The organism is Aeromicrobium piscarium (assembly GCF_007421815.1).
GTDB lineage: Bacteria > Actinomycetota > Actinomycetes > Propionibacteriales > Nocardioidaceae > Aeromicrobium > Aeromicrobium piscarium.
Map to the genome: position 1 here is coordinate 1 of NZ_VLNT01000019.1, position 22,722 is coordinate 22,722.

Annotated in this window: 25 protein-coding genes and 3 pseudogenes; 10 read left to right on the plus strand and 18 right to left on the minus strand. The window is 69.7% G+C overall.

All coding sequences use genetic code 11. From position 1 onward, the window contains the following. Both FNM00_RS19285 and FNM00_RS15930 read right to left on the minus strand, forming a co-directional pair. Positions 1–172 (minus strand): annotated as a pseudogene (locus tag FNM00_RS19285) (IS3-like element ISPfr13 family transposase); the annotation flags it as partial. 150 nt (positions 173–322) lie between these two features. Beyond that, positions 323–952, minus strand: a pseudogene (locus FNM00_RS15930) (SDR family oxidoreductase); the annotation flags it as partial. Positions 953–990: 38 nt separating this feature from the next. Here FNM00_RS15930 and FNM00_RS15935 point away from each other — a divergent pair. Continuing rightward, positions 991–1,362, plus strand: a complete 372-nt coding sequence (locus FNM00_RS15935) for a hypothetical protein (RefSeq protein WP_143914535.1) — start codon at positions 991–993, stop codon at positions 1,360–1,362. Positions 1,363–1,365: 3 nt separating this feature from the next. Here the strand turns inward: FNM00_RS15935 and FNM00_RS15940 are convergent, their stop codons facing one another. From FNM00_RS15940 to FNM00_RS15965, 5 genes are all read right to left on the minus strand, one after another. Further along, positions 1,366–1,989 (minus strand): dihydrofolate reductase family protein, encoded by a 624-nt coding sequence (locus tag FNM00_RS15940; protein WP_143914536.1) that lies wholly within the window; start codon positions 1,987–1,989, stop codon positions 1,366–1,368. Continuing rightward, positions 1,989–2,486, minus strand: coding sequence for an SRPBCC family protein (locus FNM00_RS15945; RefSeq protein ID WP_143914537.1), 498 nt, complete (start codon positions 2,484–2,486; stop codon positions 1,989–1,991). Before FNM00_RS15945 ends, FNM00_RS15940 begins: the two co-directional genes overlap by 1 nt. 3 nt (positions 2,487–2,489) lie before the next feature. Beyond that, a complete protein-coding gene (locus FNM00_RS15950; RefSeq protein WP_143914538.1) occupies positions 2,490–2,831 on the minus strand; it encodes an ArsR/SmtB family transcription factor in 342 nt (113 codons plus the stop codon). A 72-nt stretch (positions 2,832–2,903) separates the two neighbouring features. Continuing rightward, the gene (locus FNM00_RS15955) at positions 2,904–3,449 is read right to left on the minus strand and encodes a CGNR zinc finger domain-containing protein (RefSeq protein WP_143914539.1); all 546 of its coding nucleotides are present in this window, start codon (positions 3,447–3,449) and stop codon (positions 2,904–2,906) included. 209 nt (positions 3,450–3,658) lie between these two features. Further along, a complete protein-coding gene (locus tag FNM00_RS15965) occupies positions 3,659–4,249 on the minus strand; it encodes a helix-turn-helix domain-containing protein (RefSeq protein ID WP_143914541.1) in 591 nt (196 codons plus the stop codon). Positions 4,250–4,446: 197 nt separating this feature from the next. Here FNM00_RS15965 and FNM00_RS19570 point away from each other — a divergent pair. The 3 genes and pseudogenes from FNM00_RS19570 to FNM00_RS15975 all read left to right on the plus strand — a co-directional run. Beyond that, a pseudogene (locus tag FNM00_RS19570) lies at positions 4,447–4,938 on the plus strand (MFS transporter); the annotation flags it as partial. Positions 4,939–5,119: 181 nt separating this feature from the next. Beyond that, complete coding sequence (locus FNM00_RS19075; protein WP_221933776.1) at positions 5,120–5,782, plus strand: MFS transporter; 663 nt, start codon at positions 5,120–5,122, stop codon at positions 5,780–5,782. Between the two features lie 124 nt (positions 5,783–5,906). After that, entirely contained in the window at positions 5,907–8,003 is a 2,097-nt protein-coding gene (locus tag FNM00_RS15975) for a PAS domain-containing sensor histidine kinase (RefSeq protein WP_143914542.1), read from the plus strand. On the opposite strand, the gene FNM00_RS15980 is transcribed toward FNM00_RS15975, so the two are convergent. Further along, a complete protein-coding gene (locus FNM00_RS15980) occupies positions 7,973–8,566 on the minus strand; it encodes a hypothetical protein (RefSeq protein ID WP_185973187.1) in 594 nt (197 codons plus the stop codon). The genes FNM00_RS15975 and FNM00_RS15980 overlap by 31 nt on opposite strands. Beyond that, a complete protein-coding gene (locus FNM00_RS15985; RefSeq protein ID WP_185973188.1) occupies positions 8,559–9,065 on the minus strand; it encodes a pyruvoyl-dependent arginine decarboxylase in 507 nt (168 codons plus the stop codon). The genes FNM00_RS15980 and FNM00_RS15985 overlap by 8 nt, the downstream gene beginning before the upstream one ends. A gap of 160 nt (positions 9,066–9,225) precedes the next feature. Between FNM00_RS15985 and FNM00_RS15990 the strand changes: the two genes are divergently transcribed. The 6 genes from FNM00_RS15990 to FNM00_RS16015 all read left to right on the plus strand — a co-directional run bounded on the left by FNM00_RS15990 (position 9,226) and on the right by FNM00_RS16015 (position 13,699). Next, positions 9,226–9,627 carry a response regulator gene (locus FNM00_RS15990; RefSeq protein WP_143914545.1) on the plus strand — a complete coding sequence of 134 codons (402 nt, stop codon included), beginning with the start codon at positions 9,226–9,228 and terminating at the stop codon, positions 9,625–9,627. A 227-nt stretch (positions 9,628–9,854) separates the two neighbouring features. Then, positions 9,855–10,172: a hypothetical protein gene (locus FNM00_RS15995; RefSeq protein WP_143914546.1), complete on the plus strand. Its 318-nt coding sequence runs from the start codon at positions 9,855–9,857 to the stop codon at positions 10,170–10,172. After that, entirely contained in the window at positions 10,169–11,377 is a 1,209-nt protein-coding gene (locus FNM00_RS16000) for a cupin domain-containing protein (RefSeq protein WP_143914547.1), read from the plus strand. The genes FNM00_RS15995 and FNM00_RS16000 overlap by 4 nt, the downstream gene beginning before the upstream one ends. Positions 11,378–11,384: 7 nt before the next feature. Continuing rightward, positions 11,385–12,305 (plus strand): sucrase ferredoxin, encoded by a 921-nt coding sequence (locus FNM00_RS16005; RefSeq protein WP_221933777.1) that lies wholly within the window; start codon positions 11,385–11,387, stop codon positions 12,303–12,305. Between the two features lies 1 nt (position 12,306). Continuing rightward, positions 12,307–13,188, plus strand: a complete 882-nt coding sequence (locus FNM00_RS16010; RefSeq protein WP_143914548.1) for a hypothetical protein — start codon at positions 12,307–12,309, stop codon at positions 13,186–13,188. A 10-nt stretch (positions 13,189–13,198) separates the two neighbouring features. After that, entirely contained in the window at positions 13,199–13,699 is a 501-nt protein-coding gene (locus tag FNM00_RS16015) for a hypothetical protein (protein WP_143914549.1), read from the plus strand. 4 nt (positions 13,700–13,703) lie between these two features. Here FNM00_RS16015 and FNM00_RS16020 read toward each other — a convergent pair whose 3' ends face one another. The 9 genes from FNM00_RS16020 to FNM00_RS16060 all read right to left on the minus strand — a co-directional run bounded on the left by FNM00_RS16020 (position 13,704) and on the right by FNM00_RS16060 (position 22,722). Beyond that, positions 13,704–14,012, minus strand: coding sequence for a metal-sensitive transcriptional regulator (locus tag FNM00_RS16020; RefSeq protein WP_143914550.1), 309 nt, complete (start codon positions 14,010–14,012; stop codon positions 13,704–13,706). A 4-nt stretch (positions 14,013–14,016) separates the two neighbouring features. Further along, positions 14,017–16,086, minus strand: coding sequence for a heavy metal translocating P-type ATPase (locus tag FNM00_RS16025; protein WP_246065203.1), 2,070 nt, complete (start codon positions 16,084–16,086; stop codon positions 14,017–14,019). 18 nt (positions 16,087–16,104) lie between these two features. Further along, positions 16,105–18,387: a heavy metal translocating P-type ATPase gene (locus tag FNM00_RS16030; protein ID WP_221933779.1), complete on the minus strand. Its 2,283-nt coding sequence runs from the start codon at positions 18,385–18,387 to the stop codon at positions 16,105–16,107. Then, positions 18,347–19,291 (minus strand): heavy-metal-associated domain-containing protein, encoded by a 945-nt coding sequence (locus FNM00_RS16035; protein WP_143914552.1) that lies wholly within the window; start codon positions 19,289–19,291, stop codon positions 18,347–18,349. Before FNM00_RS16035 ends, FNM00_RS16030 begins: the two co-directional genes overlap by 41 nt. A 1-nt stretch (position 19,292) precedes the next feature. Further along, positions 19,293–19,502, minus strand: a complete 210-nt coding sequence (locus FNM00_RS16040) for a heavy-metal-associated domain-containing protein (RefSeq protein WP_143914553.1) — start codon at positions 19,500–19,502, stop codon at positions 19,293–19,295. A 237-nt stretch (positions 19,503–19,739) separates the two neighbouring features. Continuing rightward, the gene (locus FNM00_RS16045) at positions 19,740–20,108 is read right to left on the minus strand and encodes a hypothetical protein (RefSeq protein ID WP_143914554.1); all 369 of its coding nucleotides are present in this window, start codon (positions 20,106–20,108) and stop codon (positions 19,740–19,742) included. After that, on the minus strand, positions 20,108–20,308 hold the full coding sequence (locus FNM00_RS16050; RefSeq protein ID WP_221933780.1) for a type II toxin-antitoxin system HicA family toxin: 201 nt from the start codon (positions 20,306–20,308) through the stop codon (positions 20,108–20,110). Before FNM00_RS16050 ends, FNM00_RS16045 begins: the two co-directional genes overlap by 1 nt. Before the next feature lie 177 nt (positions 20,309–20,485). Next, positions 20,486–21,268 (minus strand): hypothetical protein, encoded by a 783-nt coding sequence (locus FNM00_RS16055; protein WP_143914555.1) that lies wholly within the window; start codon positions 21,266–21,268, stop codon positions 20,486–20,488. An 11-nt stretch (positions 21,269–21,279) separates the two neighbouring features. Beyond that, positions 21,280–22,722: a polysaccharide deacetylase family protein gene (locus FNM00_RS16060; protein WP_143914556.1), complete on the minus strand. Its 1,443-nt coding sequence runs from the start codon at positions 22,720–22,722 to the stop codon at positions 21,280–21,282.

The window sequence follows — 22,722 nt, forward strand, 5'->3', positions numbered from 1 at the left end:
GGCCGCCGTCGATCTGGGCCTGGACAACCCAGCGGCGCACCGACTCCTTCCCGACCCCCTCGCGACGCGCGACGGTCTCGGCAGCTGCGGTCAGCGACGGATACTCCGGCAGATGCTCCAGCACCTGGCGCACGCACCGCTCCTTGACCTTCTGATCGATCTTCTTCGGCATGGTCTGCATCCTTCCAACTCACAAGGATGCGGCATCAAACCTGGGGCGGTTCAGCCTCGTCGTGCCGGTTGACGGCATCGATGAAGGAGGCGACGGGCTCGGGAAGGGTGATGTCTGCCATGGTGTTGCTCCTTGCTTCGTTGCGGTGTCTCAGCGGGTGGTGTAGCCGCCGTTGGCGAAGATCGTCTGTCCGGTGATCCACCATCCCTCGGTGGCGAGGAAACGGACGATCGGGACGATGTCCTCGATCTGAGTGAGCTGGCCGCCCATGGCCTGCGACTGGTGGAACTCGACCCGCTCGGGGGTCTCCTGGCCGTAGAAGAACGGGGTGTCCATCGGCCCGGGAGCGATCGCGGTGACGGAGATGCCTCGGTCGGCGAACTCCTTCGCCGCGGCCCGCGTGAAGTGCTCGACCGGGGACTTGCCACCGGCGTAGGTGGAGTACCCGTCGGTGAACGCGGCCAGTAGCGAGGTGACGATCGTGATGATCTTGCCGCCATCGGCGACGTGCTTGCCGGCCTCCTTGATGAAGAAGTAGGCCGCCTTGGAATTGATGTCGAACATCGAGTCGTACTCGTCCTCGGTGGTCTCCATGATCGGCTTGCGCAGCACCTTGCCGGCGGTGTTCACGGCGATGTCGATGGTGCCGAGGGCTGTCTCAGCATCGCTGAAGAGCCGCTCGATGTTGGCGGGCCTGGTCAGGTCGCCCGAGAGGATCACGCCGCGGGCGCCGGCGGCCTCGACGGCCGCGAGCGTCTTCTCCGCTTCGGGCCGGCCATGTCGCCTTCGGCCTGGAGAACCCGGGCTTCTACACGCTCATGTACGGCACCGTCCAGCCCGGCTACTCACCGGCCGCCCAGTCGCGGCCCAGTGAGATCCTGCGCTCGATCACCCGGCAGGCCGCCGAACGGGGTCGCCTGGTCGTCACGCCCGAGCAGGCGGCCGCCCATGTGCTGGTGGCGAATATCGGCGTCACATTGCGACAGATCGTGCTCGATGAGGAGGATCGCGTCTTGTCGGTGGCGATCCGCGAAGGCGTCATCGCCGCCATCACGGGAGCGGCTGCCCTGGGCGGAGACTCCGACGCGGTGCGTGACCTCATCGAGCGGGCGGCCTCCCGCCCAGAGGTCCTGGGGCCCACGGAGACGCGACTCTTCATCGAATGGGCGCAGCGCCTCGACGGTGCGTGAGCGTCAGTCGCGCGGACGCACGCGATAGGTCAGATGCGTCGCCCGCGGGGAGGATTCGGAGCCGATCTGCTCCAGGGCGATGCTGCCCGCGTCGATGCCCTCGAAGAGCCGGACGCCGGCGCCGAAGAGCACGGGGGAGAGGGCGAGGTGGAACTCGTCGACGAGTCCGGCGTTGAGGTAGCTCAGGATCGTCTCACCCCCACCGGAGATGCGGATGTCGCGGTCGCCGGCGGCTTCACGGGCCTGCTCGAGCCCGCTGCGTATCCCGTCGTTGACGAAGTGGAACGTGGTCCCTCCCTGCCGTTCCCACGGGTCACGCTCCTCCTGGGTCACGACGAACACCGGAGAGCGGAAGGGCGGCGTCTCCGGCCACGCGTGCTCGCCGGCGTCGAACATGTGCTTGCCCATCACCTGCGCACCGGTGCGCTCGAAGGTCGCGCGCAGGAGGTCGTCGTCGCGACCTTCCTCGCCGCCCTCGCCGAGCTGCAGGCGCTCCCGCATGTACCTCAGCGGGAAGACCCACGCCTGGAGCTCCATCCACTGCTTGCCCATCAACTCCTCAGGGGACTCGGGTGCGATGTACCCGTCCAGGGACATCGAGACGCTGAAGAAGACCTTCCCGGACATCAGTTCCCGACCCCTTTGCGAGCCCCGTCCATGACATAGGCGTCCAGGGCCGCCAAGGTCTGCCGGCCGCCCTCGACGGCGCGGTACTTCTCGGCGGCCTCGTCGCGTTGCTCCGCGGTGGGGAACACGGTGCGCAGCTCCACCCGCGTCGACGACCCGACCGTCTCGAAGGTGAGGAAGGAGTCGAAGGCGTTCGGATCATCGCGGTGCTCGCCGTGCACCAGGGCGATCCGCTCGGGCGGGACGATCTCGGTCCAGGTGATCCACTCGGGGTAGATGGTCTCGTCCGGCCCCCGCATCGTGAAGACCCACTCCCCGCCGACGTCGAACGCGAAGGACCTGGTCACCGTGGTGAAGCCTTCTGGTCCCCACCAGCGGGAGAGGTGGCGCTCCTCGGTGAACGCCTCGAACACCAGCTCTCGGGGTGCGTCGATGACTCGCGAGACGACGATCTCCCGGTCGGCCGTCGTCGAATCCTCGTGCCGTGCTCCGCCCATCGGCTATTCCTTCTCTCGTGTGTGCTTCAGGTCCTGTACATAGGCATCGAGTCGCTCGAAGCTCTCGTTCCAGAACTGCTCGAACCCGCCCGTCCACTCGTGGATCGGCCGGAGTCCGTGCGCGTCCAGGCTGTAGAGGCGCTGCTTGCCGGCCCTCCGGTCCCGCACGAGCCCGACTTCGCGCAACACCCGCAGGTGCTTGGATGCCCCGGGCTGGGTGAACCCCAGCTCCCGCGCCACCTCCGTGGCCGCTCGTTCGCCGTCGCGCAGAAGGGTCAGGATCTCCCGCCGTTGCGGCTCGGCGATCGCGTTGAACACGTCCGAGGTGGTTGCTGCCCGTGCCATGGAAGCATCATATTCCCATATCGGAAAGTGTCAATAGGTGCCACCCGGCGATACGTCTCTGCCCGCCAGTGCTCAGCCGTCCGCGGTCCCGCGGGCCCGGTGCCGGCGGACGGCGGCGCGGTTCGCGCAGCGGACCGAGCAGTATCGCTGTCGGCCGTTGCGGGTGATGTCCACGACGACGGCGCTGCAGGGGTCGCCGGGGGTCTCTCCCGCGGCGCAGCGGCGGAGGCGGTGCATGCCCCGGGTGCTGACATGCAAGGCGGTGCCGACGCTGATGACGGCGAACAGCACGTGCGGCAAGGACCGCGCGTCATCGGAGCGGTAATGCAGGTGCCAGCCCTCGTCATGGTGGTCGGTCAGTCGCGGGTAGGCAGAGGCGGTAGCCATGTGATCGTTCAGGATGTCGGCTCGCCGATGGGGGTCGGGCTCATCGACCACGGTCAACCAGTCGTCGATGACGCCGCGGACCCGCAGGTGGTCCTCGCTGGCCGCCGGGAAGTCGACCGTCATGCCGAAATCCCGGGTGCGTGCCACGATCCCGGCCCGGTCGGCAGGCCAGTCGTTGGCCAGTGACGCGGCCAGGAGGACCGCGTACTCACCGTAAGGGTTGAGATGCATAAGGTCATTACATCACTGTGGAGCCATGACCGCCGCAGCGCACGGCTCCCGAGAGTGGAGCACCACCCCGACTGAAGCCCACGAGCACGGCTGGAGCGTCGAGTCCCGGCACGCCACCTCGGCCGGGTACGTCCTCTATGTGCGATGCGCCGACTGCGGGACGCAGCGGGTGGATCTCCAGGAAGGGGACACGCTCCCACCGAGATCGCTCAGTGTCGAGGTGTCCCCGTCGAAGGCTCCGTCACGCGGCTGATCGGGGCGTCGCCCTGTGAGCCGAAGATGTGCAGGATCTCCACGGTGTCGTCGTCGACGGGCCCGAACCAGTGCGGTGTCATCGAGTCGAACTCCGCGGTCTCGCCCGCGACCAGCTCGTATTCCTCGCCGTCGAGTTCCAGGCGCAGCCGTCCCGCGAGCACATAGAGCCAGGCGTGCCCCACATGGCTCACGAGGCGGGGCTCCCGCGGACCGAGCACGTGTTTGAAGACCTGCAGGCGACCGCGGTGCCGGGTCAGCGGCACTGCGACGCCGCCGGATGTGAGCCGCTGGGGCCGCAGATGGACCCGAGGGTCGCCGGCCGGCGGCATGCCGACGAGCTCGTCGAGCGAGACGCGGTGCACGCGGGCGAGCGGGATGAGGGCATCGAGGGTGGGTTGGCGATGGCCGGTCTCGAGTCTGGACAGCAGACTGACCGAGAGTCCGGTCTCCTGGGCGAGCTCCCGCAGCGTGAGTCCCCGGTTCGTGCGCAGTGACCTGAGTCGTGGTCCGACGGCCCGCACGGTCTTGAGTGTGTCCTCCTCCACATCCCGGATTTTTGCAGAGTCTGCAAAACCTGCTGGAAGGGATGTGCTGGGCCGGGGAGGATCGTCCCGACCCGCAGGGAGCGTGAAGGGATCGACCGGTGAGAGCGGACACGACGAGCGTCGGGGCACAACGCTGTGCCCCGACCCGGAGACGGCGTTGGACCATCCTCGCGATCTGCGCCCTCGCCCTCTTCCTCGTGGGACTGGACCCCACCATCGTCACCGTCGGCCTGCCGCAGATCGGTGAGGCTCTCGGTGTCGAGGCGAACCGCCTGGCCTGGGTCGTCGACGCCTACACGCTGCCGTTCGCGAGCCTGCTCATCACCTCGGGGGCACTCGCCGACCGCTACGGCAGACGACGCGTCTTCCAGTCGGGTCTGGTCGTGTTCGGACTCGCGTCGCTCATGGGCGCCGCGGCGCCTTCGCTCGAGGTCCTGATCGCGGCGCGGGCCGTGCAGGGAGTCGGCGCGTCGATGCTGACACCGGTGGCGCTGTCGATCGTGGTCAACGCGATGCCCGACCCGCGCGAGCGAGCACGGGCGATCGGTGTCTGGGGTGCGGTCTTCGGCCTCAGCATGGCCGCGGGGCCGATCGCCGGCGGCGCCCTCATCGCGTTCTTCGACTGGCGGGCCGTGTTCTGGAGCAGCGCTCCCGTCGTGGCGGCCGCGTTGCTGCTCACGGCGTGGCTCGTCCCGGAGTCGCGGTCCGCCGTCCCACGCCGACTCGACCGCCCGGGTCAGCTGCTGCTGACCGTCTCTCTCGCCGCGGGCGTGGGGATCTTGATCGAGGGACCGCATCTCGGCTGGTCAGCACCACCGATGGCGGATCGCCTACGTCCTCCTGCTCGCCGCCGTCGTCGGCCTCGGCATCGTGGAATCGCGCCGCGCCGTGCCTCTGGTGGAGCCGGCCCTGTTCCGGGTCGTGAGCTTCACCGCCGCGATCCTCGGTGCGATCATCGTCTTCGTCGCCTTCAGCACGACCCTGCTGCTCACCACCACGCTCCTCCAGCAGGAGGGCTGGTCGCCGCTCGCCGCGGGGGCGGCGACGTTACCGATGGCAGCCGCCGCGACCGCCTGCGCGCCTTTGTCGGGTCATCTCGTGAGCAGGGTGGGGGCTCGCCCGCTGCTGCTGATCGCCGGCGGTTGCCTGATCGTCGGCGGAGCCCTGCTGACCAGCCTCGTCGCCGACACGAGGCTGCCCCTGCTGTTCGCCGCCTATGTGGCGATCGGCGCCGGTATCGGCTTCGCCAACGCTCCGATCACGAATACCGCGATCGACGGTCTCCCGCCCGACCGCGCGGGGGTCGCCAGCGCCATGGCATCGACCGCACGCCAGGTCGCTACGGCCGTCGGTATCGCGCTGGCCGGCAGCCTGATCGCCAGTGCTCGCGACTCCGGTGGTCTCGCCGGGAGCCTTCTGCCGGGGTGGGTCTGGGTCGCGGCGTGCGGCGTGGGCGTGCTCCTGTGCGCGCTCGCCGCTCCGAGCGAGCGCGCGCCACGTCCCGGCCCGTCCGGCAGGTCCGGCGCCGGATGAGCGCTGCCTTGGCTATCGTCTGTGGTGACCGGGGGATCGAGGTCTGCCTTCATGCGACGGATCGCCCCGGTCAGGACACGATCGGAGGGTTCCCATTAACGGCGCAGCGCCCACCACAGCCGTCTTGCCCTCGGGATTCCGTGCGTTCACGTGCGCGGCCGCCGTGGTCGTCGCGGCGGTCGTCGCCCTCACCGTCTTCCTCGGTCTGCAGTCCGGGACCGACGCCGCCGCGGTCGCGGCATCCGCGGGACTGCTGCTCGCCGGTGGCGCCACCGCCGTGAGCTGCTTCCTGCGGTCGCGCCGGTCACAGCGGCGTCGCCGTGGTTCATGGCGGCTGATCGGGACCGCCGCTCTGGTCGCCGTGTCCGGCAATCTGATCGGGGCCGCCTCGGGCGGCCCCGCCGGGCTCTCCATCCCGCTCAACGACCTCACGATCGCTGCCGCTCTGACGCTGTCGATCATCGCGCTGCTCATGTTCCCGGCCATCCGGTCGCGTCGAGGGCTCGCCGTGCTGGTCCTCGACGGTGTCGTGGCCGGCTCCGCCGTATTGATCATCGCCAGCTCGCTGATCTATGACAATCTGCTGCTCACCACCAGCGGCGGACTGGGCGGGCTGACGGTCCTGGTCATCCCGGTACTGGACGTCGTCGTGGCCATGATCGCCGTGCTGCTGCTCGTGCGCTCCAACTCCGCCGACCGGTTGACACTCGCTCTGATCGCATCGGGCTACCTCTTCTACATGATGAGCGACCTGAACTACGCCATCAGCCAGGCCGAGGGCGGCTATGTGTTCGGCACCTGGACCGACCTGGGATGGGTCAGCGGATACGCCCTCATCGGACTGGCCGCGTGGGCGCCGGTCCGAAAGGGCAATCCCGCGGTCGCCCGTCCCCGTGTCGCCGAGATCGTCGGCACGGTCACGATCTTCGCCGTGCTGTTGGCGGCCGGAGTCCTGCAGACGGTCAACTCCGGGGGACCGACGACACCTGGCCGCGTCATCCTGTGGATGGTGCTCGTGGCCGCCGCCTGCGGTCGGGAGTTGATCATCAGTCGCGACAGCTACGAGCTGCGCCTGAACCTCGAGCATCGGGTCGCCGCCCAGACCGCGGACCTGCGGCACTGGGCCGAGCAGACGCGCGCGCTCCTCGACAGTGTCGCCGACGGCATCTACGGGGTCGACGTGTCCGGCCGGGTCACCGTCATCAACCGCTCCGCCAGAGAGATGCTCGGTCTCGACGACCGGGTGATCGGGACGGCGCACCCGCATGAACTGTTCCACGCGCCGGCCCCCGACGGCACCCCGTATCCGATCGAGGAGTGCTACGTCACCGAGGCGATCCGGCACGCGTCCGTCGCCCGCAGCGAGGACGATGTCTACCTGCGCAGCGACGGCACAGAGGTCGCCGTCGAGATCGTGGCGTCCCCGATCGTCGATCCGGCGACCTCGGAGGTCACCGGAGCGGTCGTCGCGTTCAGAGATGTCACCGAGCGACGCGAGGTGGAGCGGATGAAGGACCGGTTCCTCTCGGTGGTCAGCCACGAACTGCGCACCCCGCTGACTTCGATCCGCGGAGGCCTGGGCCTGATCAACAGCGGTGCCCTCGGCGCACTGCCGCCCGAGATCGAGGTGATCGCGGCCAGCGCGGAGGAGAGCGCCGAGCGTCTGGGACGACTCGTCAACGACATCCTCGACGTCGAACGCCTCGCCTCGGGCAACTTCGAGGTCCGTCCCGTGCCCCACTCCGCGGCCTCACTGATCGAGACCAGCGCGACCGAGCTCGCCTCCCTCGCCCAGCGCGCCGGAGTCACACTCGAAGTCGGGGACGTCGGCGGATGGGTCGTCGCGGACCCGGACCGGGTGGCGCAGGTCCTCGGCAACCTCATCGGCAATGCGATCAAATTCTCCGAGCCGGGAGACACTGTGCGCATCAGCACCGCTCCGGGGCGTGACGAGGTGGTCTTCGCTGTCGCCGACGAGGGCCGTGGCATCCCGGCCGACCGTCTGGAGGACATCTTCGAGAGGTTTCGCCAGGTCGACTCCTCCGATGCCCGTCTCGAGGGAGGAACCGGACTCGGCCTGGCGATCACCCGGGCGATCGTCACCCAGCTCGGAGGCCGGGTCTGGGCCGAGAGCGACTGGGGCAAGGGCAGCACCTTCCGCTTCACCCTGCCGGTCGCCCCCGATGCCGGTCAGCGGCCGCCGGCGAAGTCCGCGCTGTAGTACGTCTGCACGTCGACCTGCGCCACGGGAACGTCGTCGCCGCCGAGCTGCGCCTTGACGGCCTCGTTGAAGCCCGCGCCGACATTGGCGGCGCACATATCCCAGCCGACCACCGCCCGCTCCGCGAGCGCTGCCTCGACGACCGCCGAGAGCATGGTGGCGAAGACCCCGTTGCGCTGCACACCCGGCACGGTCATCGTGAAGCCGAGATACCAGACCGCGCCGCGGGCGGCGTGCTCGGGGTAGCGAGCCAGGTAGAACTCCGGGCTGGCCCACGGCACGGCATCGAGATCGCGCGCGAGCGTCGACATGCCCAGGAAGGAGCCGTCGGCCTCCGACAGCGCCACCAGCTTGTCGATGCGCGGGTCGGCCATCTCCTCGACGAACTCCTCCAGCGGCACCACATGCCGTGCGGCGGCCGCCTCGCGGAGAGGGCCGAAGGAGCTCTCATAGTAGGCATAGAGCTGCTCGGCCTCGGCCGTGGGAACGACGGTCCGCCGCTCGATCCTGACGCCGGGGGCTCGACGGTCGACCGGCTCCGTGCCCGTCACGTCCTCACCCACGAGCCGTACCCCACGACTCGACCGCGTACGTGGCGATGGCCAGCGCGCACACCGGGCTGTCGACGCAGTGCGCTCCGACCACGATCTTGTGCGTGGGACCGAAGTCACGACCACGTCGCCGGGCCATGTCCTGCAGCGAGAGCTCGATGAGCTCCTCCACCGACTCCTCGCTCCCGCTGTGATGCTCGACGAAGAGCCCGCCGAGCTCTTCGTCGTACACCCAGCCGAGCCCGGCCCAGGCCGACTCTCCGCGCAGCTCCGCATTGGCGGTCGCCATCACGCAGTACAGCTTGTCGCCGTGCTCGGCGGGAAGCGGCTCATCGGCGACCACCACATCAGTGCGCGGCGGTACCACCGAGGACAGCGCGATCAGATTGAAGTCGGCGACGTTCGCGCCGTGCAAGGCATCGTCGAATGCCGAGATCGGCGTCCGCCCGGAGCCCGTCGCGGTGCGTACGGTGATCCGTAGGCGTCCTTCATCAGGTTGTACGTCCGGCACGGGACTCCTCCTAGCATCGCGGCGAACCCGACGGGCCGACGCAGTCTTGTCATGCGCGACTCTATCGAGCGGAACGGCCGCGCGGCGCTCCGGCCGGTAGGCTGAACATCTGGCACAGCGGCTCGCGCTGTCGCCGGACCTTGGATCGCGGAGATACCTGATGACGTCACCCCTCGCTCTCGTCGTCGAAGACGACTCCAGCATCCGTGCTCTCACCGAGATCGCTCTGACACGGCTCGCCGGCTGGCGGGTCATCACGGCCGAACGGGGACGCACGGCGATCGAGCTCGCCCGAGAGCATCGGCCCTCGGTGATCTTGATGGACCTCATGATGCCGGAGATGGACGGCGTGGAGGCCGCTCGCATCCTGCTCGGGGATGCGGCCACCGCCGACATCCCGGTGGTCTTGCTCACCGCCCGTCCGACCTTCGGGGACGAGGACCCGCCGTGGGCGGGCGTGGCGATCCGTGGTGTCATCGCCAAACCCTTCGATCCGATGAGCCTGGCTCGGCAGGTCGCCGACCTGGTCGGCTGGAGCGAGGACTCCATCGCCGACGGCTGAACGGACGGATGATGATGCGTATCGGTTGCCAGGGCGACCTGAACGCATCATGTTCCAGTGCGTCCCGCGCCGATGACGATGCGTTACGGCTGCTATGGCCGCCGTAACGCATCATCATCCGTCCCGGAAGCGGGCGCCGAGACGGTCGTTCTCTCGGCATGCGGCGGCGGGGCGGGGCTGTTTTGATGGGAGAGGTGGGACTCGACAGCCGAGACCGAGGAGGACGCATGAGCAATCCGAACGATCCCAACGAAACTGAAGGACCCGCCGACGGTGGTGCCGCGGGCACGCCGGGCGTGCATGACGGTGGTGCCGATGGCGGGGCGGAGGGTCCCGCTGACGGTGGCGCGGCGGGTACGCCCGGTGTCCACGATGGTGGTGCCGATGGCGGGGCTGAGGGTCCCGCTGACGGTGGCGCGGCGGGTACGCCCGGTGTCCACGATGGTGGTGCCGATGGCGGGGCTGAGGGTCCGGCCGACGGTGGCGCGGCGGGTACGCCGGGTGTGCATGACGGTGGTGCCGACGGCGGCGCGGACCGCTCTTGAGCCCAGTTGACGACGCTGGTCAGTACCCCGGAGCCGCCCCAGGCCCCGGGGTACTGACATCGCGTCTCATCGACATCCCCCAGCAGCTCTTCGCCGAAGAGCACTGGGGGCGCAAGGCTCTGCTCACGCACCGGGCCGGCGACTTCGCCGATCTCTTCTCGCCGGCCGCCGTCGATGAGCTGATCTCCCGGCGCGGCCTGCGCTCGCCGTTCCTGCGCGTCGCGAAGGACGGCGAGACGCTTCCCGTCTCGTCCTTCACATCGCCCGGCGGAGTGGGCGCGACCATCGGCGACCAGCTCGACGACACCGCCCTGTGGCGGCACCTCGACGCGGGCGCCACGCTCGTCCTGCAGGCCCTTCAACGCACCTGGGAGCCGATCGGCGACTTCGTCACGCGCCTCGCCGAGGAGCTCGGTCACCCCGTGCAGGCCAATGCGTACATCACCCCGCCGCAGAACCAGGGCTTCGACGATCACTACGACGTGCACGACGTCTTCGTCCTGCAGATCAGCGGGACCAAGCGCTGGATCATCCATGAGCCGGTCGTGGACCATCCACTACGCGACCAGCCCTGGACCGATCGCCGCGACGAGGTGGCGGCGGCGGCCGCGGACGCCCCGGCGATCGACGCGGTGCTCGAGCCCGGCGATGTCCTCTACCTCCCGCGCGGCTGGCTGCACGCGGCCACGGCACAAGGTGAGGTCTCCATCCACCTCACCCTCGGCGTGCACACCTGGACCGGGCATGCGGTCGCGGAACAGCTCGCCCAGGCCGTCACCACGATCCTTCGCGACGACCCCGAGATCAGAGCGAGCCTTCCGCTGGGCGTGGAGGAGCTCGATCAGGACATCGTCGACCTGGTGAAGAAGCGCTTCGCCGACGCCCTCGATCAGGCCGATCCCCGGCCCGCCTTCCATCGGACTCGCCGGTCGCAGGCACGGCCGGCTCCCCTCGGGCCCCTCGCGCAGCTGCGGGCGGTGAACGATCTGGGTCCCGACACGCTTGTGAGCTGGCGGGGCGGACTGGACTCCACCGTCACCGGATCCCGGCTGATGACCCGCGTCGGATGGCTGGATCTCACCGATGAGGAGCTGACCGCCGTCCGACGGCTCCTCGATGGCGAGGTGCTGACATGCGGCGAGTTCGGCACCCACCTGACCCGCCGGCTGCTACGGGCCGGAGTCGTCGTCCCCGTCCAGTCCTGAGGCGCCGGTGACGACCGACCAGTTCTTCTGCGCACAGGCTGCCGACGACCGCGGGGACCCGATGGCGGGGACGGCGCCGCGCGGCACGTACTGGATCCTCATCGAGCATCGCGGAGGCTGGCCGGTCAACGGTTTCGACGGCCTCGACCTCGACCCGCAGGTGCACGCGGCCGTGTTCGCGGCGGCCCAGGCGCGCCGGGCCCGCATCCTGCTGATCCGCCGTCACGGACGCCGCCGGCGCGAGGGGCCGGGGCGTTGGGCGGTGCTCCATCGCGCTGGGAACGACCGTCTGCGGCAGCACTGGGGCACCTGGCGTGAGGAACGTGATCTGCTGGGCATCGTGCGCGTATTGGACGAGCCCGCCGAACTCACCGCCCACGGGCCCCACGATCCCGTCGTGCTGGTCTGTGCCCACGGCCTGCACGATGTCTGCTGCGCGGTCCGCGGACGCCCGGTGGCCGAGGCATTGAGCGGACGATGGCCCGATCTGGTGTGGGAATGCACGCACGTCGGGGGCGACCGCTTCGCGGCGAACATCCTCGTGGTGCCCGACGGTGTCTACTACGGGCGTCTCGACGCTGCATCGGCCGTCGAGGTCGTGGCGGGGCATCTGGCCGACCGCATCGACGCGCGCTACCTGCGGGGTTACACCGATCTCGTTCCCGTCGAGCAGGTCGCGGTCGCCGCCGCGCTGGAGTCGCAAGGCCCCGCCGGACGCGACGACTATTCCATCGTCTCCGCCTCGCGCGACGCCGGCCGCTGGACCATCCACGTCGCCAGCCGTGTTCCCGGACGTGACGTGCTCGCGGTCGACATCGACGTCACGAACTCGCCACCGCGTCAGCTCACCTGCCGGGGCACGGCGCAGGCCTCCGCGCTCGTCCATACCGTCGCCGCAGTGCGACCGGTTCCGCGCGAGGGCCACTGACATGGGCTCGTCCGCCCGGGCACCCCGCTGGCAGATCCTCGCCGCGATCGCGGTGGCCCTGGGCTCGATCGCCGTACCGGTAGCGCTGGAGATGTCTCCGCTGCGGGCGGGTGCCATAGCCACCGCGGCGATCGTGCTGACCTACGGCATGCGAGGCCGGGATCGTCCCCGCCGCGATCTCCTGATGGGCATGACCCTCGTCGTGCTCGTCGGCCCGCTGCTGGCCGTCCAGGGCGAGCCACTGCTGGGTCTCAGCTGGTGCGGAGTGGTCCCGCTCGGCTATCTGCTGCGACGCGAGCGAGAGGCCCGCCGAGACCCGGGGACGCTGGATCAGACCTGGACGGGATGGCGCGCTCGGCTGGCGGTCGCGCTCCTCGTCGCGGGCATGCTCGGTTCGCTCGTCTACGTGGCCGCCACCGTCCGCTCCTGGAACGACCTGATCTCGGCTGCCGGGCCCGCGGCGGCTGTGGCCATCGCCGGCCTGCTCGGATCGCTGATCGTCCTCGGCAAGCGGCTGTGGCTGCGCCGGGCGACCCGGCGCTGGTATGCCGCCGCGCGGTCGAGGGTTGAGCCGGCGCTGGCGGAGCTGCGGCGAGAGCAGGCGATCGCCCGCGAGGAACGTGAGACCGGTGCCGACGACGCGTCGCTCGTCGCGGCGGCCGATCACGCGGGGATGGCCCTGCTGTTCCTGGACTCGGGCCCGCGCTTGGAGGCCGTGCACGAGATCGCGGAACTGGCGGCCGTCGCCTCACGGGACGGCTGGAACAGAGCGGCTCCGCTGACGCGGACCATGCGGCGTATGGAGCGCCTGGGGCGTCGCGGCGCGCGCCTTCGTCACGGTGTCGATGTCGAGATCGACCGGCCGTCACCAGACGTCCGTTAGAGAGGAGACCATGACTTCCAGCAGACGTGGGACCGCGTCCTTGGTCACCGCGACCGCGATGGTGACGCTGCTCGCCGCATGCGGGGGCGATCCGGACGACGACGGCGCCGCGACCCCGCAGGACGAGGCCACGGAGACGGAGAACACCGAGACGCAGGACGCTTCGGACACGATCGAGGTGCAGCCGACCGGCGACGGCCCGATCGGCCTGACGACCGCCGGCACTCCGGCCGGGGAGGTCGCGTCGGTCAGCGGCAAGCTCATCGTCGGGCCCGGGGGATGTCTGTCCATGACGGCCGACCGGCAGCCCGAGCTGGTGGTCTTCGAGGACGGTGCCGAGTTCACCCTCCGTGGCGACCGGCCCTCGGTCACCACCGATGACCTGGGCACCGTCCAGGTCGGCGAGCCGGTAGAGCTGACGGCGGCCTCGGTCGATCGCGCCGCTGTCAGCGGGATCCCTCAGCGATGCTCGAACGGCGCCGCCGACACCGTGGTCGTGGTGACCGGCTGACCGGTCAGGACTTGACGAGCCGGGCGATGGCGGCCGAGGCCTCCTTGATCTTCTGCTCGGCCTCCGGACCGCCGGCCTTCGCCGCGTCCACGACGCAGTGCTTGAGGTGATCGTCGAGCAGGCCGAGGGCGACATTCTCCAGAGCGCTGGTGAGCGCACTGATCTGCGTGAGGATGTCGATGCAGTAGGTGTCCTCGTCGATCATCCGGTGGATCCCGCGAGCCTGCCCCTCGATGCGCTTGAGGCGGGCAAGGTAGCGAGCCTTGTCGTCGATATAGCCGTGAGCGTGAGCGCCCTCGTGCGAAGCGGTCATGATGTCATCCTCCGGGACGGTGGTTCGAAGAGGTCAAGAAGGCGGCGGCGCTGCTCCGCGGGCGCAGGTCGAGTCGCCTCAACAGCTGGGCGTTCAGTGCGACCACGACGGTGGAGGCCGACATGAGTATCGCACCGACGCTCATCGGCAGGACGAAGCCGACCGGAGCCAGTACGCCGGCTGCCAGGGGGACGGCGAGCAGGTTGTATCCCGCCGCCCACCACAGGTTCTGCTTCATCTTGCGGTAGGTGGCGCGCGAGAGCTCCACGATCGAGAGCACCGAGCGCGGATCGGAGGAGGCCAGCACCACGCCGGCGGAGCCGATCGCCACGTCGGTGCCCGCACCGATGGCGATGCCGACATCGGCCTGCGCCAGTGCGGGAGCGTCGTTGACGCCGTCGCCGACCATGGCCACCCGGTGGCCTTCGTGCTGCAGCTCGGCGACCTTCGCCGCCTTGTCCTCGGGACGGACGCCTGCGAAGACCCGGTCGATGCCGAGCTCACCGGCCACCTGATCGGCCACGGCCTGCGCATCCCCGGTGATCATGACGACCTGCGCCCCGATCGCGTGCAAGGCGTCGACGGCCTCGTGGGACTCCTCGCGCACCTCGTCCGCCAGCCGCAGCGCGCCGATGACCTCGTCGCCAGCGAGCACATGCAGGATGATCGCGCCCTCGTCGCGCCAGGTCTCGGCCACCGGCAGCTCGTCTAGCTGGTGCTGGTCGAGGAGGTACGGACCGCCGACGCGCACCACGGTGTCGCCGACCGTGGCCTCGACGCCGACGGCGGGGGAGGAGGAGAAGTCACGTGCGGCGGGCACCTCCAGCTCGCGGTCGCCGGCGGCGCGGACGATCGCCTCGGCCAGCGGGTGCTCGCTGCCGGACTCCGCTGCCGCGGCGAGAGCCAGCACGCCGTGCTCGTCTCGTCCGGAGACCGCTTCGACCGCCGTCACCGTGGGCTCACCCTTGGTGAGGGTGCCGGTCTTGTCGAAGAGCACCGCGTCGACGGTGCGCATGGACTCCAACGCGAGCCGGTCCTTGATGAGCACGCCTCCGCGCGCGGCCCGTTCGGTGGCGATGGAGACGACGAGCGGGATCGCGAGCCCGAGGGCGTGCGGGCAGGCGATCACCAGGACGGTGATCGTGCGGACCACTGCGGAGTCGGGCATGCCGAGGAGGCTCCACACGATCGCCGTGATCGCCGCGGCACCGAGCGCGTACCAGAACAGCCAGGCGGCCGCGGTGTCCGCGATCCGCTGCGCCCGCGAGGACGACGCTTGGGCATCGGACACCAGCCGGCGGATGCCGGCCAGCGCCGTGTCGTCTCCGATCGCGGTGACCTCGACGCGGAGACCGGAGTCGGTGGCGACGGTGCCGGCGACCACCTGATCGCCGGTCTCCCGGCGCACCGGAGCCGATTCGCCGGTCACCATCGACTCGTCCATGCTGGCGCTGCCGTCGACGATCCGTCCGTCGGCGGGCACCGAGGCCCCGGGGCGGACGACGACCACGTCGCCGACCGCGAGGTCAGCGGGCGCGACGGTGACGATGTCGTCGCCGTCCACTCGCTCGGCCTCATCGGGCAGCAGCGCGGCCAGTGAGTCGAGCGCCGAGGTGGTCTGCGCCAGGGAGCGCATCTCGATCCAGTGTCCGAGCAGCATGATGACGACCAGCAGCGCCAACTCCCACCAGAAGTCCAGCTCGTGATGCAGCAGGTGCAGGCTCGCGCCCCACGAGGCCACGAACGCCACCGTGATCGCCAAGGCGATGAGCAGCATCATGCCGGGCTGCCGGGAGCGGATCTCGCTCACGCCGCCGGTGAGGAACGGGCGGCCTCCCCAGACGTACATGACGGTGCCGAGAACGGGCGAGACCCACCGCACCCAGCCGGCGTCGGCGAGCTCGTAGCCGATGAGGTCGGCGAACATCGCATTGAAGCCGACGACCGGCACGGCCAGGACGACCATGATCCAGAACAGCCGGCGGAACTGGCCGACGTGGTCGTGATGATCGTGGTGCTCGTCGTGGCCCATATCGTCGTGCTGGGTGTGATCGTGCTCGTCGTGGTGTGTCATCGTCATAGGGTCGACCTCCTAGCGTGCGATGCCCGTGAACGTGCGCAGGCGCAGGCTGTTGCTCACCACGAAGACGCTGGAGAGCGCCATGGCGGCTCCGGCGAGCATGGGATTGAGCAGCCCGAAGGCGGCCAGCGGGATCGCGGCGGTGTTATAGGCGAAGGCCCAGAACAGATTGGTCTTGATCGTGCGCAACGTCCGGCGGGCGAGCGCGATCGCATCGGCGGCGGCCCGCAGGTCGCCCCGGACGAGCGTGATGTCGGCAGCCTCGATCGCGACATCGGTGCCCGTCCCCATCGCGAGGCCCAGGTCGGCCTGCGCGAGCGCGGGGGCGTCGTTGACGCCGTCGCCGACCATCGCCACGACCTTGCCCTCGGCTTGCAGCCGCGCGACGAGGTCGACCTTGTCCTGCGGCATGACCTCGGCGATGACCCGCTCGATGCCGACCTCGGCTGCGACCTGCTCCGCGACGGCCCGGTTGTCCCCGGTCAACAGCACCGGGGTCAGACCCAGCTCCTTGAACCGGGCGACCGCCTCCGGGCTGGTCGGCTTGATCTGATCGGACACGACGAGCACGCCACGGGCGCGGCCGTCCCAGCCGACGGCGATCGCGGTCCTGCCCTCAGCCTCGGCGTCCTGCTTGGCCCGGCGCAGATCCTCGTCGAGGGGCTGTGCCCACTCATCGAGGAGCGCCTCGCGCCCGACGATCACGGCATGGCCCTCGACGACGCCCTGCACGCCGCGACCCTCGATGTTCTCGAAGGACTCGGGCACCGGCAGGTCGCCGAGCTCATCACGCGCCCCCGTGGCGATCGCCTGCGCGATGGGATGCTCCGAGGCGTCCTCCATGGCACCTGCCAGGCGCAGCAGGTCGGCGCGCTCGACCCCCGCTGCGGCGATGACATCGGTCAGCGTCATCCTCCCGGCGGTGACCGTGCCGGTCTTGTCCAGCACGATCGTGTCCACCCGGCGCGTGGACTCGAGGATCTCCGGGCCCTTGATGAGCACGCCGAGCTGTGCGCCCCGGCCGGTCCCGACCAGCAGGGCCGTGGGCGTCGCGAGTCCGAGAGCGCAGGGGCAGGCGATGATCAGCACCGCCACGGCGGCCGTGAACCCCGCCGAGAGCGGGAAGCCGGCGCCGATCCAGGCGCCCAGCGTGGCGACGGCGACAGCGATCGCGATGGGGACGAACACGCCCGACACCCGGTCGGCGAGCCTTTGGATCTCGGCCTTGCCCGACTGGGCGTCCTCGACCATCCGGGCCATCTGCGCCAACTGGGTGTCGGACCCGACACGGGTCGCCTCGACCACGAGCCTGCCCCCGGCGTTGACGGTCGCGCCGGTCACCGTGTCGCCCTCAGCGACCTCGACGGGGACCGACTCGCCGGTCAGCATCGAGGCGTCGATCGCGGAGTTGCCCGAGACGATCACGCCATCGGCGGCGAGCTTCTCGCCGGGCCGGACGACGAACTCGTCCCCGACGGACAGCTGCTCGACGGGGACCCGCTGCTCCCGGCCGTCGCGCAGGATCGAGACCTCCTTGGCGCCGAGTTCCAGCAGCGCCCGCAGCGCGGCACCGGCGCGGCGCTTGGACCGTTTCTCGAAGTAGCGGCCCATCAGGATGAAGGTGATGACCCCCGCCGCGACCTCGAGATAGATGTGGCCGAGTCCGTCGGTGCGCGAGATCGTCAGCTCGAAGGGATGCACCACGCCGGGTTCGCCGGCGGTGCCGAAGAACAGTGCGACGATCGACCACAGCATCGCCGCGGTCGTGCCGACGGAGATGAGCGTGTCCATGGTGGCCGCGCCGTGCCGGAGGTTCATGAACGCCGCGCGGTGGAACGGCCAGCCGGCCCAGACCACGACCGGTGCGGCCAGCACGAGGGAGGCGAAGCCCCAATAGTCGAACTGCAGCGCGGGGATCATCGCCATCGCGATGACCGGGACGCTGAGGATCGCCGATCCGATCAGCCGCTGGCGCAGGCCGCGCAGCTCGGCATCCTCCGGCGACTCGCCGGGTTCATCCTCATCGCGCGGGGGAGCGGGCAGCTCGGCGGTGTAGCCGGTCTTCTCGACCTCCGCGATCAGCAGCTGAGGGTCCAGGCCGGCCGGCCCGGTCACGCTGGCCTTCTCGGTCGCGTAGTTGACGCTGGCGGTGATCCCGTCGAGCTTGTTGAGCTTCTTCTCGATGCGGTTGGCACAGGACGCGCAGGTCATGCCGCCGATCCGCAGCTCGATGCTGCCGGTGTCGACGATGTCCTCAGTGGTCATGGTCGCCTCCGTTCGCGTGGTCGTCGTCATGGCCGTCGGTGTGGTCCGCCGTGTCGATCACGAGGGGAGCGGTACGCACCTCGCCGCCGATGCGGAAGTCCAGGTAGAGCAGGTAGCGCCCCGGGGTCGGCGCGGTGGCCTCGAAGACGATCTCCGGGCCGGACGTCTCACCGGTCTCGGGCACATCCCCGTGGGGATGGACGTGCAGATAGGCGAGGTCGCCCTCGCGCAGCGCCACCAGATGGCCGAAGGCGCCGAGATAGGGCTCCAGGTCGGTGACGGCCTCGTCGTCGCGGGTGATCGTCATCGTCAGCTCGGTCGACTCGCCGGCGACCAGCTCGCCGGCGACCTCCACGGTGTAGCCGTCGACGGTCGTGCTGGTCGTGGGCTGGGCCGGGACGGGAGAGTAGTCGCCCGCGACCTGGGCAGTGGTCGAGAGGGTGAGCCCGTCGCCGGTGGCGGCGGGGACGAAGTCGGCGATCACCCGGTAGGTGCCGCCGGCGGTCCACTCCCAGGGGAGGGACCAGGTGCCGTCCTCGGCGCGCTCGGGGTGGACGTGGCGGAACAGCTGTCCGTCGGCGCGCACGACGATCAGGTGCAGTTCCTTCTCGTGCTCCACGTCGAAGTCGGTGACCGGTTCGCCTTGGGGATCGATGACGACGAGGGACAGCTCGCCCTCCTCGCCCACGGTGCCCGGTGAGGTGACCTCGGCGAGCCGGTAGCCGTCCTGGGCGAGGCCGAGCCCCGGCGCCGTCTCGTGGGCGTCAGAGCCATCGTGCGACGTCGGGGCGTCGTGGCCGCCGTGTCCCTCGGTGTCCTGCGCCCAGCCCTCTGCGGCATCGTCGGGGACGACCGCGCTCGCGGTGGCGAAGGCCACGGCGAACACGGCGATGAGACCGACGCCGTACAGGCCGAGTCGTGCCGGGGCCCGCATGTCAGGCCCGGGCCGCTTGGTAGCCGGCCTCGTCGACCGCGGCGATCACCGCGGCATCGTCGACCGGTTGATCGGCGGTCACGGCCAGTCGGCCCGTGGCGGCGCTGACCTCGATGCCGGTGACGCCGGGGACCTGCGAGACCTCCTCGCGGACGGCTCCTTCGCAGTGTCCGCAGCTCATGCCGGTCACCTGGTACTCGGTCGTGCTCATGGTCGGCTCCTCTCGGTGGATGCGATGAATCCTACGCTATACCCCTATGGGGTATTGATTCAAGCCTGGTCCTGCCCCGTCGTGACGGTGGCGATGTGATGAGTTGGAGATGTGCTCTCGCATCTTCCACGAGTGGTGCAATCGTGCCCGCGAGTGGTGCACATTCGCCCTCGCGCGGCTGACTTCGGGACGAATTTTCACCACTCGCGGGGGCTGGCTGGACGGGTGGCGGCCTGCCTACTTGGCGAGCTGAGAGACGCGCTGCGGAGTCAGGCCGAGCACCTGCCCGGCATCGCGCACGGTGAGGTGCCCCTCGTGCACGAGCGCCCAGGCGGCGGCCCGCATGGCAGTCGAGGCCCGTTCCTGAGCGGCCTCGGCGGCCCGCTTCGCCTCCAACGCCTCGGCGACCTTGCTGTCGTAGTCCGTGACAGGTGAGAGCCTCACGTCCACGTCGTCCGGGCGCACGTCGCACAGGAGCGAGACGGCGTCACGCACCATGCCGGGGATCTGGCCGAGACGTCGAGCCTGCGTGAAAGCGCCCGGCACCTCGGGGATTTCGATCGCCCACCACTCGCCCACCCGGGTGGCTCTGGCGGTGACCTCCATCAGTTCGCCTCCATCTGTCGCAGGATCGCCCGCGCGGTCAGCTCGTTGATGTCAGTGTGGCGCGGGACCACGGCCTGCCGCTGGCCGATGCTGACCTTGGTGTGTTTCGCGCCCTCGAGGATCTGCATGGCACTTCCTTCGGCGCGAGCGAGGGCGGCGAGCTTCTTCATCAACTCTCGTCGTTTCATAGTGTCGTCCATGCCCATAGACGAATCAAGTCAATAGCTGTTGACACTCAATCGTAGGGCTGAGAATGGGCCGGCATAGGCGCGACGATAGTCATCAGCGGAGAAGACGGCTGCGAGTATCCACAGGCGCGCTCAGAGCGAGGAGCGCGGCGAGCAGCGGATCCCGGCGGGTCGGCGAGGTGAGACGGGTCAACGGACCCGCGGGTCGTCATCGACGAGGCGGGTCCACGGGCCGTCCGGTACCTCGTCGGCCTCGACGAACCGCCAGTCCACGCGCGACTGCAACATGTCCAGACCGGCGAGGTGCAGGCAGGCGTTGAGGGCGGGGGAGACGTCCATGCCGGCGCCGCGGAACTTGGTGGTCGAGGGCGGAGTGTCGTCCGCGCCGAATACATAGGCGGTGTCGTGATACTTCGCCGGTCCGGCGTCCGCGATCTGCCCGAAACAGGTCCGGTCACCGTGACGGATCTCGACCCAGCGGTTCTTCATCAGGCTGAACGCGGGATCGTCGACGTGCTCGGCGTACCCCGGATCGTGCGCCCATGGCACCACCTCGCCGCGCCAGGCGAAGCCGAGCTCGTCGTTGACGTCGTCATAGGGCAGGTCGAGATAGAAGGGATTCATCCGCGGCTCCATCGAACGAGGCCAGTAGCCGTCCGCGGCATGTCTCTGCTCCGTGTGGCATTCACGGCCGACCTGTCGGCCGTCGCAACCACCATAGCGCTCGATCCAGCGTGAGTCGTAGGTGGAGACACGCTGCGAACCGTCGGGGGCGTCCGGGTCGAGGATCTCGCCGACCCAGAAGGTCGCCGCGACGATATCGGTATGCCAGGGGTAGCTGCGGGGCAGCGGACCCGGGTCGACGAACACACCCGGTGGTTCAGGGGCCGCCGGGTCGGCCAGCAGAGATCGTGGCGGGCTCGTCAGCAGCAGTCCGAGGAGGACCACCACCACGGCGCCCGCCACACCCACGCGGCGACTTCTCACCCTTCAGTGTCCCCTTGCGGCTCGACCTGCGCGCTGACCGCCGGCGCTTCCTGGAGCCCGGATGCCTCGGTGGCCGCTTTGCCGGGAGGTGGCGCGTCCTGCGTGTCGTAGATCTCGACGTCGTCGGTGGTGATCGTGCCGTTGGCGAACATGTTTAGTCCGAAGCTGATGCCGCTCATGCCCTCCGGGATCTCCGGCGTCGTCCACACGGCCTGGGCGTACGTCGCCGAGGCGGCGAACCACGGGCTGGAGGTCCAGTAGTGCCAGCCGCCGCCGGCGTCACGCAGGTAGACGGCGAACTGGGTGACCGCATCGGAGGTGTACCAGCTGCGCAGCGAGTAGGTGTGTCCTGGTGTGACCCCGGGGGCGCACTCGCCGAGGTCGAAGGCCTGGAGCCACTTCGCGTCCCCGTCGGTATAGCCGGACACCGTCACCCGGGCCGCCTTCGTGCCGGTGTGTGCGGCATCGACGGTGCTGAGCTCGGCGGTGTTGGCGCCGTATCCGCCGCGCATCCAGCAGCGTGGTGTCCCGTCGGCGCCGATCTCTTCGGCCCCGCCGTTGACGACGCCGTTGCCGTCGCTCGGGACGGGGTCGATCGGCGGACCGGGAACGGTCGGCTTCGCGTCACCGCCCACGGTGTCGCCCACGGTCTGCACGACTGTGCCCTGCGCCGCGCGCGGCTTCAGCCACTTGAGGAACTGCTCGAACACCTTCGGCGTCACCGAGATCTCACAGCCGGAGGCGCACACATTGTGGAAGGTGATCGGCACCCAGCCGCCCGTGCGTTCGGCGCGCGTGACGAGCCCCTTGAGGTCGGCGAGCTTCCACGAGGTCTCCACCTGCGGCGGGGCCCGGAGCTCGAAGGGGTCCGGTGGCGGCACGGACTCGGCGTTGATCTTGTTCTTGCCGCGCTTCATGTCGAGGTCGCCGAGGCCGCGGGCGCTGTTGTAGCCGCAGTCGACGACCGCCTGCTTCGCGATGTCGTTGACCGCCGCGAAGGGGTAGGCGAAGCTGCGGACGGACAGGCCGGCCTCGCTCAGGCGGACGCGGTCGTAGCAGACCTGGCGGGTGGCCTCGGCCGCCGAGAGCGTCGTGAGGTCCGGATGTGAGACGGTGTGACCGCCGATCTCGTGGCCCTTGGCCGCGATCGCTGTGACCTGGTCCATCGTGAAATAGCCGGGAGCACCGAGATAGCCCGAGGGGATGTAGAAGGTGCCTTTCATGCCGTACTTGTCCAGCAGGTCGACCGCGGCCTGCTGGTTGGCGTTGCCGTCGTCGAAGGTGAGGCTGACGATCGTGCGCGGCGCGGCATCGGCCGGTTCCATCGCGGGCGTGGTCAGCCAGGCCGTCGCGATGGCGGTCAGGCCGGCGAGCACCAGCGCGGCGAGCTGCGTGGGCGTACGCCGTCTTCTCGGGAGTGTGAGGGAGGAGCTGGGCAT

Coding starts and splice junctions, on each gene's coding strand:
- FNM00_RS15940 (WP_143914536.1), bottom strand. CDS start 1,989: ATGTCCGGGAAGGTCTTCTTCAGCGTCTCGATGTCCCTGGACGGGTAC.
- FNM00_RS16025 (WP_246065203.1), bottom strand. CDS start 16,086: ATGACACACCACGACGAGCACGATCACACCCAGCACGACGATATGGGC.
- FNM00_RS15955 (WP_143914539.1), bottom strand. CDS start 3,449: ATGCATCTCAACCCTTACGGTGAGTACGCGGTCCTCCTGGCCGCGTCA.
- FNM00_RS16015 (WP_143914549.1), top strand. CDS start 13,199: ATGACTTCCAGCAGACGTGGGACCGCGTCCTTGGTCACCGCGACCGCG.
- FNM00_RS16050 (WP_221933780.1), bottom strand. CDS start 20,308: ATGGACGACACTATGAAACGACGAGAGTTGATGAAGAAGCTCGCCGCC.
- FNM00_RS16030 (WP_221933779.1), bottom strand. CDS start 18,387: ATGACGACGACCACGCGAACGGAGGCGACCATGACCACTGAGGACATC.
- FNM00_RS16060 (WP_143914556.1), bottom strand. CDS start 22,722: ATGCCCAGCTCCTCCCTCACACTCCCGAGAAGACGGCGTACGCCCACG.
- FNM00_RS15950 (WP_143914538.1), bottom strand. CDS start 2,831: ATGGCACGGGCAGCAACCACCTCGGACGTGTTCAACGCGATCGCCGAG.
- FNM00_RS16040 (WP_143914553.1), bottom strand. CDS start 19,502: ATGAGCACGACCGAGTACCAGGTGACCGGCATGAGCTGCGGACACTGC.
- FNM00_RS15935 (WP_143914535.1), top strand. CDS start 991: ATGTACGGCACCGTCCAGCCCGGCTACTCACCGGCCGCCCAGTCGCGG.
- FNM00_RS15995 (WP_143914546.1), top strand. CDS start 9,855: ATGAGCAATCCGAACGATCCCAACGAAACTGAAGGACCCGCCGACGGT.
- FNM00_RS16045 (WP_143914554.1), bottom strand. CDS start 20,108: ATGGAGGTCACCGCCAGAGCCACCCGGGTGGGCGAGTGGTGGGCGATC.
- FNM00_RS16035 (WP_143914552.1), bottom strand. CDS start 19,291: ATGCGGGCCCCGGCACGACTCGGCCTGTACGGCGTCGGTCTCATCGCC.
- FNM00_RS16010 (WP_143914548.1), top strand. CDS start 12,307: ATGGGCTCGTCCGCCCGGGCACCCCGCTGGCAGATCCTCGCCGCGATC.
- FNM00_RS15990 (WP_143914545.1), top strand. CDS start 9,226: ATGACGTCACCCCTCGCTCTCGTCGTCGAAGACGACTCCAGCATCCGT.
- FNM00_RS16020 (WP_143914550.1), bottom strand. CDS start 14,012: ATGACCGCTTCGCACGAGGGCGCTCACGCTCACGGCTATATCGACGAC.
- FNM00_RS15945 (WP_143914537.1), bottom strand. CDS start 2,486: ATGGGCGGAGCACGGCACGAGGATTCGACGACGGCCGACCGGGAGATC.